Origin of the sequence: Pedobacter sp. MR22-3 (assembly GCF_026240075.1) — a bacterium.
Taxonomy (GTDB): domain Bacteria; phylum Bacteroidota; class Bacteroidia; order Sphingobacteriales; family Sphingobacteriaceae; genus Pedobacter.
Map to the genome: position 1 here is coordinate 167924 of NZ_JAPIVF010000005.1, position 18263 is coordinate 186186.

Below are 18263 nucleotides of genomic sequence, written 5' to 3' on the forward strand. Positions count from 1 at the left end.
ATTATTTATTTTGTTTATAGAAATCTATTAATTCCGGATAGGTAAATTCCTGTTCTTTGAATACCCGTTTGTTTTTTGTTTTATTGACCAGTAAAGTGGCAGGTAGGGCCCCAGACCATTGCTTATCTATTCTTTCGATGTATCGCTGCTGGTCGGCCTCATCCAGCAGGTAAACTTCGTTTTTTAGTTTCAAGCGTTTTACCAAGGGAACAACTGCGCTTTTCAGTTTAGATTTGAAGTCCAGGCTCACCAGCAGTACTTTGACCTTGCTTTCTTTTAGGGACTGGCCCAGCTTCTCAAAATGCGGAAGCTCTTTCAGGCAGGGCATGCACCAGCTTGCCCAGAAGTTTACGATATAAACAGTGTCTTTTCCCTTTTCAAAGCGCTGCTCCAGCCCATCCAATTTCAGAAAACTGACGGTCTGGCTTTTTGCCGGAGAGCAAAAACAGACGATCAATAACAGCCAAAGAAACAACAATTTTCCCATGTACAAATCTATTTAGAATTTATGAGGTTTATAGCCCAAGCTCGGTGGCGATAAATTCTTTCGCCCCCTTATTTCCTGTAATGCTGAAGGTTATCGTGCCTTTATTGACAACGGCAATATTGAAGTTGAAAAAATCGCAGCACATTCGCTCACTTTTAATGAACTCGGTCAACATATCCAGGGTCTCATCTTTTCCGTTGAAAACATAACTATAACCGTTTTCCAGTTCTATTTTTTTAGTAAAGTTATCTTTTAGGTTCTTGATAACGGTGGCTTTACGTTCCTGCAATTCCGGAGTTGTCAGCTTACAGCTCATCACCGTGTCTTTTTGGTTTTCCATCATTAAAGTTTTTTGTGTTTTGGATGATGGCGTGGGTTCCGCTTTTTGCTGCGCCTGCGCATAAGGGGCAATAAGCAACGCCATAGCGGTCAGTATTATGCTAATTTTCATACTTTCATTTTCGGTTGAATTGTCAGCCTTGCAACCACAGTTGTCGCCACAGTTTACAGGCTTGCGTTTTGAGCTGTTCAAGTCATACAGAAAAGCCGCCCCACCGAGCAGAACCAGTATAAACCCTGTTTTTTCCAGATAGAAGCTCAAAGCCGAAACCGATGCCATCCCGATGGAAGCTGCAATCATAGGAAGCAGACAGCAGACCGAACATAAACCGATACGAACAAATCCCATTTTCTTGAACATTGATATCATGAGCAATTGAATTTTTTTCATCACGTTTATTAAATACATTTACAAATATAAACCGTGGAGTATAGTCCACTGTCAAGAGAAATTTTATAATAATTATGCTGATAGGTGAATTGGTAACAAAAACAGGTCTTTCCAGGGATACAATCCGTTTTTATGAAAAGCAGGGCCTGATCGCGGTGGACAGAAAACAACGCCGGGACAATAATTATAAAGAGTACTCCGAAGAAGTATTGGAAAAACTGCTAACCATCAAGCGGCTGAAGAATTTTGGTTTTACACTGAATGAATCTGCTGAAGTGCTGGGCATGATCGAAGTCAAAGAAGCTACCTGTAGCAACGTGAGCGATATGATCGATAAAAAAGTTGCACTGCTGGACGCTAAGATTATGGACATGATCTCCTTAAGAAACCAGCTGATCGCTGGCGTGAAAAAATGTGTAGACTGCTGTACCCCTGAAACACCTGAAGACAACTGCCCGATCCTGGTCTCCGACAGCTTTCTTGACCAATAACATCCTATCTGAAGTTCAATCATTCAGAAATTTCTGAATGGTATTGTTTTTTTGAAATACTTATCGTAATATTGCGATATAAAATTATGGGACTTACAAGATCAGAAATATTCACCGACGAGCAGAACCAGCTTTCCACATTGCTGAAAGCAATTGCGCATCCTGCCCGCATCGCCATCCTGCAAAGAATCCTTATATCCAATACCTGTATCTGCGGGGATCTGGTAGAGGAACTGGGCTTAGCCCAGGCAACCATTTCGCAACACCTTAAGGAACTCAAAACAGCCGGGATCATTCAGGGAACGATCGAAGGCGTGAGTGTCTGCTATTGTATCAACCCTAAAACCTGGAAATTATTGGAAAAACAGTTGGGCACATTCTTTGGCTCGTACAAAGGTGAAACCAGCTGCTGTTAACCTTTTTTTATCTATATCAATCGTTAAATTGCAATATTATGAACAATACGGAACTGACCAACTGGCAAACATTTAAAGCCACATTAGAACAACATCCAGATTTAACCTTACAGTTCCAATATGCGGAAGGTAAATGGGTAGACGCTTCATACCATATTACCGAAATCAAACAGGCACCGATCGTATCTGTGGATTGCGGAGGAAAAATGAATACCTGGACAGAAATTATCGTACAGCTTTGGGAGCCATCTGTACAAGACAGCGAAAGAGCCATGCAGGTTGGCAAAGCCTTGTCAATTGTAAGTCTGGTAGAAAAATCTTTACCACTTAACCCACTGGGAACTGTTAAGATAGAGTTTGGAAATTCACAGTTTGATACCAGACAGATGTATCCCGGCGAATTTTTGATCGAGGGCGATAACCTGATCGTTAACCTGATCCCTGATTTTACGCAGTGTAAAGCAATCGAACGTGGTGGAAGTTGTGGAACAACAGCAACTGGCGAAGAATGCTGCGCACCAGCGGTGAAAGAAGAAAAACCAAAATTACAGATGGTAAACCTTGCTGGGGCGGGACAGTCCTGTGAACCCGGTTCGGGCTGCTGCTAATCAGCGTATGGAAATTATAGAATTACTCCCCTTGCACTGGGAAGAGGTTAGAATTATTTATCTACAAGGTATCGCCACTAAGCAGGCTACCTTTCAGACCGATGCCCCGGCATGGGAAGAATGGGACAATGGCCACCTGGCTGGTCTCCGCTATGTCGCTATCATTGATGGCAACGTGGCAGGCTGGGCAGCTTTAACCTCTGTTTCAGGCAGATGTGTCTATGCAGGGGTAACAGAAGTGAGCGTCTATATACATGAAGCTTTTCGGGGCAAGGGGGTAGGTAAGGCGCTATTGCAAAATCTGGTCACAGAAAGTGAGGCCAGTAACATCTGGACGCTGCAATCAGGCATCTTTCCTGAAAATACGGCCAGTATCGCCCTCCACGAAAAGCTCGGTTTTAGAAAAATCGGTTATCGCGAAAAGATCGGCAAGATGGACGGGGTATGGCGGGATACAGTGCTGATGGAACGAAGAAGTAAAATAACAGGACAAGAATAAAAACATGAAAAAAATATTAGTACTCTGTACAGGAAACAGCTGCAGAAGCCAGCTGGCAGAAGGTTATTTAAGGCATTTTGCCGGAAACAATGCAGAGATCTACAGCGCAGGGATTGAAACACATGGCGTAAATCCAAAAGCTATCGCAGTCATGGCTGAAGATCATATCGATATTTCGGGGCATACCTCGAACAATGTGGATGAATATGCCGGAATTGATTTTGATGCAGTGATCACCGTTTGCGATAATGCGAATGAAGCCTGCCCTTTCTTTCCGGGCAAGGTAGACCGCTTCCACCAGAATTTCCCTGACCCTGCAAAGGCAACAGGAACCCCCGAAGAAGTGATGGACGAATTCAGAAGGGTCCGCGAGCTGATCAAAGCCTATGCAGCAGATTTTGTAAACCAGTATATAAAGAGATAAACCATGAGTGCAAACAATTGTGCCCCCGTTGCAGAACGAAAAAAACTGGGATTTCTTGACCGTTACCTGACCCTATGGATCTTTATGGCAATGGCAATCGGGGTTGGTGTCGGCTATTTTATCCCATCATCTTCCGGCTTTATCAATTCCTTTTCCAGCGGTACAACCAACATCCCATTGGCCCTCGGCCTGATTCTGATGATGTACCCGCCACTTGCCAAAGTAAAATATGAAAAGATGGGCGAAGTATTTAAGGATACCAAAGTGTTGAGCGTTTCCCTGGTACTGAACTGGGTAATCGGCCCTTTGTTGATGTTCTTTCTGGCCATTACTTTTTTAAGAGACTATCCTGAATATATGGTTGGCCTGATCCTGATCGGTCTTGCCCGTTGTATCGCCATGGTGGTGGTATGGAACGAACTGGCAGAAGGTAACCGCGAATATGCCGCTGGCCTGATCGCATTGAACAGCATTTTCCAGGTATTGTTATACAGCGTGTTTGCCTATATATTCATTACCGTATTGCCGCCTTTCTTTGGCCTGAAAAGCCTTGAGGTAAATATAACCATCGGCGAGATCGCAAAAAGCGTGGGCATTTATTTAGGATTGCCATTTGCAATGGGTGTTATCAGCAGATATGCACTGATCAAACTCAAAGGTGAAAACTGGTTCCAGAAAAGGTTTATACCATTTATATCTCCTATAACCCTGATCGCTTTGCTGTTTACCATTGTCATTATGTTCAGCCTGAAAGGTAACCTGATCGTACAGATACCAATGGACGTGGTTCGTATTGCCATACCGCTGGTGATCTATTTCTCTATCATGTTCATCGTCAGCTTTTTTGCAGGCAGGTATTTCGGGGCAGATTATTCTAGAAGTACCTCTATTGCCTTTACTGCCACTGGGAACAATTTTGAACTGGCGATCGCCGTTGCCATTGGTGTGTTTGGAATCAATTCGGGACAGGCCTTTGCCGGGGTAATTGGGCCTTTGGTGGAAGTTCCTGCATTGATTGCCCTGGTGAACCTGGCCTTCTGGTTCAGGAAAAGATATTATACCACAACAGAGGCTACTAACTAACAAACAATTCTAAACACCTTTTCAGATATGAAAATTGCATTATTTTCTGACGTCCATGCCAATTTCCCCGCTTTTGAAGCCATGCTGCAAGATATGGACAGCCAAAAGCCCGATGCCGTATATTGCCTGGGGGATCTTGTAGGCTACCATATCTATCCCAATGAAGTCATTGATGAAATCCGCAGACGAGGGATTGCAACCTTAAAAGGCAACCATGACGAAAAAGTTGAAAATATCATTACCACTCCTGAAAGTTTAAATGAACCGGGCAAAAAATATGCTTATCACCTGATTCGTGAGGATAACAGGGAATATCTGACAACACTTCCGGCACATATCAGGTTAGAATATAAACTGAACGGTGAAAAACTAAACCTTGTTTTCGCACACGGCAGTACCAGGAGCATAGATGAATATATCCTGATAGACACAGATGCAGACTATGTTTTGGAAATGCTTAAAGAAGCTGAGGCAGATCTGCTTTTTGTCGGGCACTCGCACAAACCCTATCATAGAATCCTGGAAACGCCCGATGGACGGTTCAAACATGTGATCAACCTGGGATCCGCCGGAAAGCCTAAAGACGGTGACCCAAGGGGTTGTTACGTTATAGTCCACTTAAATGAAGGCAGTTCCTCAACCGATAAAAATAGTATCGAAATTGAATTCAGACGTGTTGAATACGATGTGGAAGCATCCGCCACAGCCATTATAAACAGCCCCCTGCCCAAAGAATTTGCTGATGCTTTGAGGCTTGCAAAATAATCCCAATCAATTGGACAATCAAATTTGAGGGTACCATGCTCTTATTCTTTATTTACATGCTTTGCAACCGGTAATATCAGATATTAACCGCGCGGGTGTCAGTAAATTTTATACTTTTACACCGTGAAATTCATTGCCCTGGTTTTATCTCTCATCATATTTACGCTAACCGCGGTACCATGCTGTGCTTTAGCGCGAGAAGATAGCCATGCACTCAAAACCGATAAAGCGGAAAAACATGCCTGCAGTGAACATAATGATAATTGCTGCAAAGGCTGTTCACCGTTTTATGTCTGCGGTAACTGTATCGGCTTTACCATCACTACACGTACAACGATTGTTTTTGCGGTCCAGCTCTTACCTGTTCAGCACAATACGGCTTATATTCCACTTGAACTCCAGGCTATTTCTATTTCCATCTGGCAGCCGCCCAAACTTTCGTAGTTTATTTTCCTATTGTCCTAAACGGACATATTTATCGAAATCATTATTTAAAGATCATTATGAAAAGAACGATTGTGGCCTTGGCTATACTGTTGTCTACAGTTACCGCCTTTGCCCAAAATACATATAAAGCCGTCATCAAAGACGCAAAGACAAATCAGGTACTTCCAGGAGCTACATTAAAAGTGCTTGGAACGACCATTGGCACTAAATCAGATAGTGCAGGTACTGCTAGTATTAGTGGAATACCTTCAGGTAAACAGATCATTCAGTTTAGTTATGTAGGCTACCAGACTAAAACAGATACGCTGACCTTTCCCCTTATTGAAACCAATGTTTTGATTGTTTTACTTACTGCCGCTGAAGAAGACGAGGACCTGGAGGATGTAGTGATATCAGCTACAAGGAGCAGCCGTACCATTGATAATATTCCTACACGGGTCGAGGTCATCGCCGGGGAAGAACTGGATGAAAAGGGAAATATGAAACCTGGCGACATCCGCATGATGCTGGCAGAAAGTACCGGAATCCAGACCCAGCAGACTTCTGCGACCAGCGGAAACTCCAGTATCCGCATACAGGGACTGGACGGAAAATATACCCAGATCATTAGGGACGGTTTTCCGTTATACTCTGGTTTCTCGGGTGGATTGGGCCTGCTTCAGATTGCCCCATTGGATTTGCAGCAGGTAGAGGTGATCAAAGGTTCATCGTCCACCCTTTACGGTGGTGGAGCAATTGCTGGACTGGTAAATCTGGTTTCTAAAAAACCGACGGAAGCGCGCCAGCTTAATTTTCTTTTGAACGGTACTTCTGCTTTAGGGTTGGATGCCAGTGGTTTTTATGGGCAGAAATTTGATAAAATAGGTATCACGGTCTACGGTGCATATAACAAAGGGACGGCCTATGATCCTTCAGATGTTGGCTTAACGGCTATCCCCAAGTTTGACCGTTTCACCCTGAACCCCAAGTTATTTTTTTATTTCAATGATGCGACTACGCTTTCGGCAGGAATCAACGCTACAACTGAAAAACGGATCGGTGGCGACCTGGAATATGTGAAGGGAAATGGCAGTGCTGCCCATTCTTATTTTGAGGAGAATAAAACCGGGCGTTACAGTTCTCAGGTTGAATTGGATCATAAACTGAGTGAAAAGGAAAAGCTGGTTATCCGCAATTCAGTGAGCTATTACGACCGGAGTATCGGATTGCCAAATTACCTGTTTTCAGGCGTTCAGGTATCTACTTATAGCGAGGCCAATTATAGCCGTAACGGCGGAAAAGCTGACTGGGTGTTTGGGATAAACTTTTTGACCGACAATTTTAAGGAAGACCGGAACAGTAGCAATGCACTCAGAAGTTACAATTATAATACCATAGGAGCATTTGCACAAAACACCTGGAACCTATCTGAAAAAATTAGTCTTGAATCAGGAGTAAGGGGAGATTACCACAATGAATATGGATTTTTCTTCTTACCAAGAATTTCCGGATTGTGGAAGATCAATGAACATTTTTCTACCCGCTTAGGCGGTGGTTTAGGTTATAAGGCGCCAACAGTATTTACCGAAGATGCCGAGCGGATCCAGTTCAGAGATGTAGCGCCTTTGGATGTGGCAAATACAAAAGCGGAACGCTCTTATGGTGCCAACTATGATGTGAACTACCGTACCTCTCTGTTTGGCGGAAAGCTAGGATTCAGCATCAACCAGATGTTTTTTTATACCCGAATCAATAACCCGATATTGTTGACGGCCTCTAGTGGTAGCAATCTCACCTATGTACAACCGAAAGGCAATTTAGATACAAGAGGAATGGAAACTAATGCCAAAGTAACCTATGGTGATTTTAAACTTTTTATAGGTTATACGCTAGCTGATGTGAACCAGCACACGGGAAGCACCAGTACAAGTTATCCGCTGGTTTCAAAACACAGGTTAAATAATGTACTGATGTATGAGATTGAAGATAAGTGGAAGATCGGTGCAGAGGCATACTATTTCAGCAAACAGTTGCTAAATGATGGTGCCACTGGTAAAAGCTATTGGACCGCCGGTCTGATGGCAGAAAAGCTTTGGGAACGGTTTTCAATTTTTGTGAATTTTGAGAATTTAACGGACACCAGGCAGACCAGCTTTGATTCGATATATACAGGAAGCATTACAAGTCCTGTTTTCAGGGACATCTATGCTCCTGTCGATGGGTTTGTGATAAACGGAGGGATAAAATTCAAACTTTAAACCTGGGGTAATTGACCTTTCTGTGTAGTTAATTCACATTTTAGCCGGGCCAGGGATTTGATATTTAAAAAATCCCTGGCCGGCTGATTTGAAACTGTCATCGCGGTTAAAAGCCATGTTCCATCAGAAGAGTCTATGCTGGCCGATAGGTCAGTTGTGTAAGGTTGAAGGTTACCCCTGGACTTGTCTCATCAATAAATGAAAGCTTCCTTCCCCTTTTACCCAGATTATATGAAGTTTTTTGGTTTGGGCAAAGGAGGTTTCCGGTTGCTTGTTCAAGTAGTGAAACTTTTGAATGATGGGTTGAAACCGGTAGGCTATGTTTATTTTTATTAAAAAGTATTAAATTTTTTCAAACCAGGACTAAAAAAAATTGTTCTTAAATAAATTTATATATTTGGTAAAATTTTGAAAGTGAAAATATCCAGTTTGTTTCTCTGCTTCATTATCGTAATACTCAGCTGCATTCCATGCGCTGACGTATTGGCCATGGGTAAGTCACAGGGGGGACCATTAACTGAAAAAAGCATAACAACACATTCTACAGAAAAAGAACGCAGTGATTTCTGTTCACCGTTCTGCGTTTGCTCGTGCTGTAACACCACTTCTGAAGTTATTTCTTCAACACCTCTTGTGGTAATCTCAAAACCAATAAGCTCAGAATATAATGAAGCTTACATGGGTGAGGTTATCTCTTTACCATTATCTGTTTGGCAGCCGCCTAAATTAAGTTAAAAATCGATCTTCATTTCGATGCTATGTTTTTGCCCGTAATCCATACGAGGCTACGCTGTGCATTGATCTGGCTTTTTTATTTTTTACTTAATTAAACAAATAATGCTGAAAAAAATTATTCAGTTTTCAATAGCGAACAAGCTTGTAATAGCCCTGTTCACTTTGGGGCTGATCGCATGGGGCGTATATTCCCTGAGACAACTTCCCATTGATGCCGTTCCCGATATCACCAATAATCAGGTTCAGGTCATAACCCTTAGCCCATCCCTTGCTACCCAGGAGGTAGAAAGGCTTATTTCCTATCCTGTAGAACAGACCATGTCCACCATACCTGAAATAGAGCAGGTACGCTCCATTTCAAGGTTCGGACTATCGGTTGTAACCATCGTATTCCATGATGATGTTGACATCTACTGGGCGCGGCAACAGGTAAACGAAAAGCTTGCCGAGGCCAAGAATAACATCCCATCAGGACTTGGTAATCCGGAAATATCCCCCATATCAACAGGTCTTGGGGAGATATACCAGTATGTGATCCATGCAAAGCCCGGATTCGAAAAGAAATTCAATGCACGCGAGCTGCGCAGCATCCAGGACTGGATCGTTAGGAGACAGCTCCTTGGTACGCCGGGCATTGCAGAGGTCAACAGTTTCGGTGGCCTTTTAAAACAGTATGAGATTGCGCTTGATCCCGATAAACTGCGGAGCCTGAACCTGAGCATCAGCGATGTTTTCGCTGCCCTGGAACAAAATAACCAGAACACGGGGGGCGCATATATAGACAAAAAGCCCAATGCGTATTTTATCAGGAGCGAAGGCCTGGTCGGCAACCTTGATGACATCAATAAGATCGTTGTCAAAAACAATGCGAACGGAATCCCGGTGCTTATCCACGATATCGCCACCGTACAGATCGGTAGTTCCATCCGTTATGGCGCACTTACCCGTGCAACAAAGGATGGAGAAGGTGAGGCTGTTGGCGGTATAGTAATGATGCTGAAAGGCGCAAATGCCAATAACGTGGTAAAACAGGTAAAGGCTAAGATAGACAGAATCAGTAAAACTCTACCGAAGGGGGTAACCATTGAGCCGTTTTTAGATAGAAGTGCGCTTGTTGATCGTGCCATGGGCACAGTAGCCAAAAATCTGATTGAGGGCGCCCTGATTGTTATTTTTGTCCTGGTTCTTTTTCTTGGGAATTTTAGGGCCGGGCTGGTTGTTGCCTCAGTGATTCCGCTAGCTATGCTTTTTGCGATTTCCCTGATGAACCTTTTTGGCGTATCGGGAAACCTGATGAGTCTTGGCGCGATAGATTTCGGACTTATCGTCGACGGGGCGGTAATTATTGTGGAAGCCACAATGCACATCCTCTCTGGGAATAAGCTTGGCCGCGCCTACTCGCAAGCCGAAATGGATGAGCAGGTTGAGAAGTCCGCCGTACGCATGATGAGTGCCGCTGCATTTGGACAGATCATTATCCTGATCGTTTATCTTCCCATCCTTGCCCTTGTAGGTATTGAAGGCAAGATGTTCGGTCCTATGGCACAAACAGTTTCCTTTGCCATATTGGGGGCCTTTATTTTGTCGCTGACCTATGTTCCTATGGTTTCCTCGCTTTTCTTAAGCAAAAAAGTTGCGCACAAAAAGAATTTTTCAGATCGGATGATGGATTTTTTCCAGCGCCGTTACACTCCAATGATCAAGTCTGCACTCAATAGAAGAGTAATTGTTGTGGCATCATCGGTTGTTCTTCTGGCCATCAGTGTTTTTATCTTTACCCGGATGGGGGGAGAATTCATTCCCACCTTGGAGGAAGGTGATTTTGCGGTAGAAACCAGGCTACTTACCGGCAGTTCCCTTTCCCAGACCATTGATAAGGTAAATCAGGCTTCAAAAATCCTTGTAGAAAAGTTTCCTGAGGTGAAAGAAGTAATTGGTAAGGTTGGTGCTGCCGAGATTCCTACCGATCCCATGCCAATGGAAGCATGTGATCTGACCATAATACTCAAAGATAAAAAAGACTGGACCACTACCCATGATAGGGAAGAACTGGCCGAGATGATGAGTAAGGCACTTGAAGAAGTTCCCGGCGTTAGTTTTGGTTTTTCACAACCAATCCAATTACGCTCAAATGAACTTATCTCGGGAGTTAGACAGGATATTGGGATCAAAGTTTTCGGAGATGACCTCGAATCCCTCACCAGTATCTCCCAAAAGATCGGGAAAATTGTTTCGGGTGTAGAGGGTGCAAAAGATCTCTATCTGGAACAGGCAACCGGTCTGCCACAGATTGTGGTAAAGATCAACCGTGACCGGATTGCACAATATGGATTGAGCATAGGGACGGTTAACCAGGCACTCAACACTGCTTTTGCAGGACAGTCTGCGGGGCTGGTATACGAGGGAGAGCAGCGTTACGATATCATTGTGCGCCTTTCCCAACAGAACCGCCAGGGTATTGACGATGTTAAAAATGTCTATGTGACTGCCCCGAACGGCAATCAGGTTCCACTTGACCAACTTGCCGACATAGAGTTTAAGATTGGTCCTAACCAGATTCAACGTGAGGATACCAAACGGCGCATCATAGTGGGGCTGAATGTCCGTGGGCGAGATATCCAGAGTGTAGTAACAGAGATTGAGCAGAAAATAAACGAACAGATCAAAATGCCCGCAGGATATTACATTACCTATGGAGGGCAGTTCGAAAACTTAAAAGAGGCGACACAAAGGCTCTCTATTGCCGTTCCGGTGGCACTTTTACTGATATTATTATTGCTGTATTTCTCATTTGGATCTGTAAAACAGTCGATACTGATTTTTTCTGCTATTCCGATGGCCGCAATCGGCGGAATATTTGCTTTAATCCTAAGGGGAATGCCTTTCAGCATTTCCGCCGGTGTTGGATTTATTGCATTATTCGGGGTAGCCGTGCTCAACGGAATCGTACTGATTACCGAATTCAACAGATTGAAAAAAATGGATAAATATAGTATAAGGGACATTGTCCTCAAGGGAACTGCTATCCGTCTGAGACCTGTCCTGATGACCGCAACTGTAGCCTCTCTCGGGTTCCTTCCAATGGCAATATCCAGTGCAGCAGGCGCTGAGGTGCAGAAACCGTTAGCGACCGTAGTAATCGGGGGACTGATTACCTCCACCATATTAACCTTAATCGTACTTCCAGTGCTATATACTTATTTTGAAGGTTGGAAAAGCAAAAAAACTGCCCTTCCAACAACTGTAGTTGCCCTAGCGGTGTTTTTTGGACTTTTCATTTTATCGGGACAGACCCAGGCGCAGACCGTTCCCGCCAAGGGTATGAGCCTTGAGCAGGCTTTGAGCACAGCATTGAGTAATAACCAGGCTGTGAAATCCTCCACCCTGCAGATTGGCAGGCAACAGGCGCTAAGGGGCTCCTCAACAGATCTGGGGAAGACCAGCTTTGAGGTGCAGTACGGACAGATGAATACCATCAAACGCGACAATAACTTTTCGGCTTCTCAGAACATACCCTATCCGGGGCTGTTCAAAAGTCAGCGCAACTTGTATGATGCGCAGATCAGGGGAGCCGAAATCGGCCTTCAGGTAACACAGAGAGAACTTTCCTATCAGGTGAAAAGCGTTTACGCCCAGTTGGGCTATTTCATTGCCCTTCAAAAGCTTTACAAAAGCCAGGACAGTGTTTACAGTAATTTTCTGAAGGCCGCCTCATTGAGGTACCAGGCAGGAGAGACCAACCTGCTTGAAAAAACTACCGCTGAAACTCAGTATAATGAGGTTCGCAACCAGATGAGCAAGAATGAAGCTGATATCCTTGCCTATACCGCCGAACTTAAGCGTTTGCTGAATACCAGGGAACAGATCAGTATCATGAACGCAGAATTTGGCCAGGTGGTCTGGAATGTTAACCAGGCTGATACCGTTACATCAGAAAATCCAATTCTTGCGCTGCAGGCCCAGCAGATAGATATTGCCGACAAGACGGTAAGGCTCGAGCGCTCACGCTCCGGCCCCGATTTCAGTATCGGCTATTTCAACCAGTCCATTATCGGAGCACAGAATGTTGGTGGTCAGGATCTTTATTTTAATGGAGGAAAACGTTTTCAGGGGGTTTCCGCCGGGATCTCCATACCGCTTTTCTTTAAGCCTTTCTCCTCGAGGATAAAAGCCGCCAAGATAGATAAGCAGGTAGCCGAAAGCGATTTTATCCTTTCCCAGACAGATCTTCGTGGAAGGTATGAGCAGGCCTTCCAGGACCTTCAGAAAAATTCCAGAAGTATCGCCTATTATAAGAACAGTGCCCAGCCGAATGCCAACCTGATCCTAAAGCAGTCCCAGATTGCATTTCAGGCAGGGGAGATCGGCTATGTAGAGTATCTGCAGGCCCTGCGTACCTACTCTGATATCCGCTTCAGCTATCTGGAGGCCATCAACCAATACAATCAATCAGTATACACATTACAGTACCTAAAAGGTCAATAACAATATAAAAATGAAAAAAATATTAAAAGCCCTCAGCCGATTATCTTACATAGGGGCACTGGCAGTAGTGCTTTCTTCCTGCGGCAGCAAGGAAAAAGATGGCGCTGGAACAGAAGCCCCTGCAGACAGCACGGCCACCGAGGAAAGCAACTCAGTAGAGCTCAGCCAGTCACAGTTCAAGTCCGTAGGGGTAGAGCTGGGAAGTCCCGAGCTCCGTGCACTCAGCGGTATGCTGAAAGTAAACGGCTTTATCGACGTGCCACCACAGAACCTGGTGAGCATTACCACCCAGATGGGCGGTATTGTAAAATCCACCCCGCTGTTACAGGGGACAAAGGTGAGCAAAGGTCAGGTTATTGCCATACTCCAGAATCAGGAATATGTGCAGATGCAACAGGATTACCTGGAGAGCAAAAGCCAGCTTGAACTTTCGGATTCTGAATACAAAAGACAACAGACCCTTGCCCAGCAAAACGTTAATGCTCAAAAAACACTCCAACAGGCCAAAGCAGCTTATCTGGGAAATCTTGCAAGGGAAAATGCATTAAAGCAACGTCTTCAACTGATCAATATCAATCCATCCTCGCTAAACGCCGGCAATATCCGTAGCCAGATAAATATCTACTCGCCGATCAATGGCTATGTAACCAAGGTTAACGTAAATACGGGCAAATTTGTGGCCCCCAATGATGCAATGTTCGAGATCGTAAACAGTTCGAATCTCCACGTTGAGCTCAACGTTTTCGAAAAAGATGCACAGAAGGTAAAAAAAGGACAAAAGGTGCTTTTTTCACTCACCAATGATTCTACCCAACGGACTGCAGTCGTACAGCTGGTAGGCGGTGAGATCAATGCCGATAAGACCGTGACCGTTCATGCTATTGCCCAGGGAAGCGCCGGGTTTATCCCTGGCACCTACCTTAAGGCTTTCATCGAAACAGGTGCCGTGCAGGTAATGGCTTTGCCTTCTGCAGCGGTTGTAGACTTTGAGGGCAAAAAATACATTTTCGTCCAGAACTCGGCGGACAAAAAGGCAAAGGAACCAGCAAAAAACGAATCCGGAAACAAAGAGGGCGCCACTGAGGCCGGCCATCATTTTGAAATGGTAGAGGTTACAACGGGTATATCCGATGGCGGTTATATAGAGGTAACTATGCCTTCGGGACGGGATTTTACAGGCAAGGTTGTACTTAAAGGTACATATGATCTGCTGTCAAAAATGAAGAACAGCGAAGAAGAGTAAAGTCCCCACAAAGAATTTTTAGTACACACATTGAATAAAAGGTGCCTCGTTAGGGAGGCATCTTTTTAAAAAAAGTGAACCCAAACGGGCAGAGAATACAGATAAAGCGGTTGCCCTGAATATTCAACAAAAATCAATTTACCCCGATATGGAAAACAAGAAGAAAAAATCCGACACCAAATCATCTGCCAAAAAGCCTGTAGTCCGGAAGGAAGGCTCAGATTCCAAAGAAACAAAAGCGAAGCCGGTAAAGGAAGAAACCAAAACTTCTTCACAGCCTATTTCTGAAAAACCATCCAGGAAGGGAAAAGAAGCTGAAAAGGAGAAAGAGGCTCATCTTGACCATGCTGAAGAGGAAGGTCATGATCATGAACATGGCGGGATTTTCGGGAAGAATACGGAAATGATCTTCGCCTTTATCTGTGGCGCGGCGCTGGGGATAGGATTTGGAATTTCTTTCATAGACGGTGTTCCTGAATGGGCAAGTCTTGCACTCTACATAACAGCCTATTTCTTTGGCGGTTTCTTTACGGCCAAGGAAGCAGTTGAAACTATACTGAAAGGTGGCTTTGAGATCGATTTTCTGATGCTGGTCGCCGCAATCGGCGCAGCGATCCTGGGCTCCTGGGCCGAAGGCGCATTATTGCTCTTCCTGTTCAGTCTGGGACATGCGATGGAACACTATGCGATGGGCAAGGCAAGAAAATCTATAGCGGCCCTTACCAGTCTGGCTCCCCCGACAGCCCTGGTTGTCCGGGATGGCAAGGAATCTGAGGTGCGCATCGAAGATCTTCAGCTTGGAGATGTCATTATCATCAAGCCCAACAGCAAGATTCCGGCAGACGGAGTGGTTGTAAAGGGTGAGGGCAGTGTCAACCAGGCTCCTATTACGGGTGAGAGTGTGCCAGTGGATAAATCACCCGTACCGGACGCATCAAAGGACTATTCTGCCGAAAAAACCATCAAGCCCCAGTTCCGTGTATTTGCCGGAACAATCAACGGAGCCTCGGTTCTGGAGGTTAAGGTAATCAGGGAAGCCAAGGATTCTACCATCTCACGCCTGATCAAAATGGTAAATGAGGCGGAAAAACAAAAATCCCCAACGCAGCTATTTACCGACAGGTTCGAAAAGTATTTCGTTCCAGTTGTACTGGTTCTGGTGACCGCACTATGTTTTGCATTCCTGGTTATTGATGAGCCGTTTAGCAAAAGTTTCTACCGCGCGATGTCCGTACTGGTTGCTGCCAGCCCATGCGCTTTGGCGATTTCTACCCCAAGCGCAGTACTTAGCGGTATTGCAAGGGCTGCACGTGGCGGAGTCCTTATAAAGGGAGGGCGGCCACTGGAAGATCTGGGCGAACTCAACGCCATCGCGTTCGACAAGACCGGAACACTTACCGAAGGCAAACCCCAGCTCACAAACGTGATTCCACTGAACGACATATCTGAAGAGGAACTAATGGGTATTGCTGTTGCCGTTGAAAAACTCAGCGACCACCCGCTGGCCGAAGCAATTGTAAAAGGCGCACTCGAAAAGATGAAGAAAAAATCCGTTCCTGAGGCACATAACGTGAAAGGCATTACCGGAAGAGGTGTTCAGGCTGAGGTCAACGGTAAAAAAGTATTCATTGGAAACAAGGCCCTTTTTGAAAAGGATGGAATACCCGAAGATATTCTCAAACAGGTTGAAGAGCTGGAAAAGGGCGGACATACTTCAATGCTTGTCAGGGTCGATAAAGCTTTCATCGGCATTCTTTCCCTTATGGATGTTCCCCGTGAAGAGGCAAAACATGTGCTTAAAGAACTTGAAGAGCTGGGGATCAAAAAAATGATTATGCTCACCGGGGACAACCAACAGGTTGCAGAAGCGGTAGCCAAACAGATCGGTGTAACCGAGGCATGGGGCAACCTTATGCCAGAAGACAAAGTCAAGGCAGTACAGAAACTCGCCAAATCAGAAAAAATGGTTGCGATGGTGGGAGACGGCGTGAATGATGCCCCGGCCATGGCCAAAAGTACCGTAGGTATCGCTATGGGCGCTGCGGGATCTGATGTTGCTCTGGAAACAGCAGATATTGCACTGATGGGCGATAAGCTGGAAAGCCTTCCCTTTGCCATCGGGCTTAGCCGTAAAGCCAGGGGCATCATCAAGCAAAACCTCTGGATCTCTCTCGGCGTTGTCGGAGCGCTTATTCCGCTGACCATTCTTGGAATCGCATCTATTGGCCCGGCTGTGATTGCCCACGAGGGATCGACGCTGGTCGTAGTGTTCAATGCGCTGCGCTTACTTGCTTACGACAACGGACATAATAAAAAAGCACCGAAAAAGAGGAAAAAATAAGACATGTTCAAAAAGGTTAAAAAATTCCTGAAGGCCCTGGGGCCGGGCATCGTTACCGGTGCGAGTGACGATGACCCATCAGGTATTTCCACCTATTCACAGGGCGGTACAAAATATGGTCTGGCAGCACTCTGGACAGTGATCATCACGATCCCCCTGATGGCTGCAGTCCAGGATTGCGACCGTATCAGGCTGACCACAACGCTTAGGAAACACTATCCAAAATGGGTATTGTACCTGTTGATCATATTCAGCGTACCTGCAATCGTCCTGAACATTGGTGCCGATATCGCTGATATGGACGCTGTGGAGCATCTCATATTTCCTGCCGTTCATGCAATTGTTTTTAGTGTGCTCTTTACCGGAGTACCTCTATTCTTCATCATCTATCTGCCTTACTCGACATTTGGCTCAGTGCTGAAATATCTGTTCCTGATCCCCATGGAGATTCTTATCGGCACATGCCTCGACCTCAACCTGGGGTACCTTTCCTTTCATGCCAATAGATTTTATTTAAGAAAGAATTATGCAGGCTAAACAACTTATTTCATTAAACATATTACTGTTTGCAGCGTTTCCGGTCGTCTTACTTATAGTCGGTGGCATGATCGTAACCTGGAAAAAGCCCACGGCTGCTGTGCAGAGTACGATCCTCCACTTTGCTGCAGGGGTAGTTTTTTCAGTCGTGGCAGTCGAGCTTTTGCCTGATATGATCAGGATCCATGATACAACCGCCATCATTGTAGGTTTTACCTTGGGTATTTCGGCCATGCTTCTGATCAAATGGTATACCGCCAGGCTTGAGCTCAAAATGGGCGGAACAAACGACAGCAAGCTGTTGCCTTGGGGAATGCTTATCGCGGTAGGCATTGACCTGCTCTTGGACGGTCTTCTTTTAGGGATAGGATTTGCAGCGGGATCAAAAGAAGGAACCCTGCTTGCACTGGCACTTGCGATGGAATGCCTTTCGCTGGGACTTGCAGTAGGTACCAGGCTGACCAAGCTTGGAAATTCCAAAAGGAGGCTGATCAGGGTGCTCTCGCTATTTGGCCTGGTTTTTCTATTGGGAACAGGGGGAGGTTTTTTTATGCTGCATTTTACAGGAGAAAAAGTACTGGAACTTGTGCTCTCATTTGGTAGCGCAGCCTTACTGTTTTTAGTTACCGAGGAACTTCTTGTCGAAGCCCATGAAGAAAAGGATTCTCCATTTTTTACCGCGGCTTTTTTCTTAGGATTTCTTCTGTTTATGGTTCTAGGGCTCATTATTTAATC

Annotated in this window: 16 protein-coding genes; 14 read left to right on the forward strand and 2 right to left on the reverse strand. The window is 45.0% G+C overall.

The features are described from left to right. Position 1: 1 nt before the first annotated feature. Together OQ267_RS13235 and OQ267_RS13240 are read right to left on the reverse strand one after the other, a co-directional pair. Positions 2-487, reverse strand: a complete 486-nt coding sequence (locus tag OQ267_RS13235; protein WP_265836281.1) for a TlpA disulfide reductase family protein — start codon at positions 485-487, stop codon at positions 2-4. Between the two features lie 28 nt (positions 488-515). Next, complete coding sequence (locus OQ267_RS13240; protein WP_265836282.1) at positions 516-1217, reverse strand: hypothetical protein; 702 nt, start codon at positions 1215-1217, stop codon at positions 516-518. A 74-nt stretch (positions 1218-1291) separates the two neighbouring features. On the opposite strand from OQ267_RS13240, the gene OQ267_RS13245 reads away from it, so the two are divergent. From OQ267_RS13245 to OQ267_RS13305, 14 genes are all read left to right on the forward strand, one after another. Then, positions 1292-1708, forward strand: a complete 417-nt coding sequence (locus OQ267_RS13245; protein ID WP_265836283.1) for a MerR family transcriptional regulator — start codon at positions 1292-1294, stop codon at positions 1706-1708. Between the two features lie 86 nt (positions 1709-1794). Next, a complete protein-coding gene (locus OQ267_RS13250; RefSeq protein WP_265836284.1) occupies positions 1795-2124 on the forward strand; it encodes an ArsR/SmtB family transcription factor in 330 nt (109 codons plus the stop codon). Positions 2125-2162: 38 nt separating this feature from the next. Then, positions 2163-2732, forward strand: coding sequence for a DUF6428 family protein (locus OQ267_RS13255; protein WP_265836285.1), 570 nt, complete (start codon positions 2163-2165; stop codon positions 2730-2732). Between the two features lie 7 nt (positions 2733-2739). Further along, positions 2740-3231, forward strand: coding sequence for a GNAT family N-acetyltransferase (locus OQ267_RS13260; RefSeq protein WP_265836286.1), 492 nt, complete (start codon positions 2740-2742; stop codon positions 3229-3231). Between the two features lie 4 nt (positions 3232-3235). Continuing rightward, a complete protein-coding gene (locus OQ267_RS13265; protein ID WP_265836287.1) occupies positions 3236-3655 on the forward strand; it encodes an arsenate reductase ArsC in 420 nt (139 codons plus the stop codon). A 3-nt stretch (positions 3656-3658) separates the two neighbouring features. Then, on the forward strand, positions 3659-4738 hold the full coding sequence (arsB, locus tag OQ267_RS13270) for an ACR3 family arsenite efflux transporter (RefSeq protein WP_265836288.1): 1080 nt from the start codon (positions 3659-3661) through the stop codon (positions 4736-4738). Positions 4739-4765: 27 nt separating this feature from the next. Beyond that, positions 4766-5503 (forward strand): metallophosphoesterase family protein, encoded by a 738-nt coding sequence (locus tag OQ267_RS13275; RefSeq protein ID WP_265836289.1) that lies wholly within the window; start codon positions 4766-4768, stop codon positions 5501-5503. A gap of 503 nt (positions 5504-6006) precedes the next feature. Further along, positions 6007-8187: a TonB-dependent receptor gene (locus OQ267_RS13280; RefSeq protein WP_265836290.1), complete on the forward strand. Its 2181-nt coding sequence runs from the start codon at positions 6007-6009 to the stop codon at positions 8185-8187. Between the two features lie 414 nt (positions 8188-8601). Then, complete coding sequence (locus tag OQ267_RS22555; protein WP_410479178.1) at positions 8602-8922, forward strand: DUF6660 family protein; 321 nt, start codon at positions 8602-8604, stop codon at positions 8920-8922. Positions 8923-9024: 102 nt separating this feature from the next. Beyond that, positions 9025-13407: a CusA/CzcA family heavy metal efflux RND transporter gene (locus OQ267_RS13285; protein ID WP_265836291.1), complete on the forward strand. Its 4383-nt coding sequence runs from the start codon at positions 9025-9027 to the stop codon at positions 13405-13407. A 10-nt stretch (positions 13408-13417) separates the two neighbouring features. Beyond that, on the forward strand, positions 13418-14650 hold the full coding sequence (locus OQ267_RS13290) for an efflux RND transporter periplasmic adaptor subunit (protein WP_265836292.1): 1233 nt from the start codon (positions 13418-13420) through the stop codon (positions 14648-14650). A 148-nt stretch (positions 14651-14798) separates the two neighbouring features. Next, the gene (locus tag OQ267_RS13295) at positions 14799-16991 is read left to right on the forward strand and encodes a heavy metal translocating P-type ATPase (RefSeq protein WP_265836293.1); all 2193 of its coding nucleotides are present in this window, start codon (positions 14799-14801) and stop codon (positions 16989-16991) included. Positions 16992-16994: 3 nt separating this feature from the next. Beyond that, positions 16995-17528 (forward strand): divalent metal cation transporter, encoded by a 534-nt coding sequence (locus OQ267_RS13300; RefSeq protein WP_265836294.1) that lies wholly within the window; start codon positions 16995-16997, stop codon positions 17526-17528. Then, positions 17518-18261, forward strand: coding sequence for a ZIP family metal transporter (locus OQ267_RS13305; RefSeq protein ID WP_265836295.1), 744 nt, complete (start codon positions 17518-17520; stop codon positions 18259-18261). The genes OQ267_RS13300 and OQ267_RS13305 overlap by 11 nt, the downstream gene beginning before the upstream one ends. Positions 18262-18263: the final 2 nt, after the last annotated feature.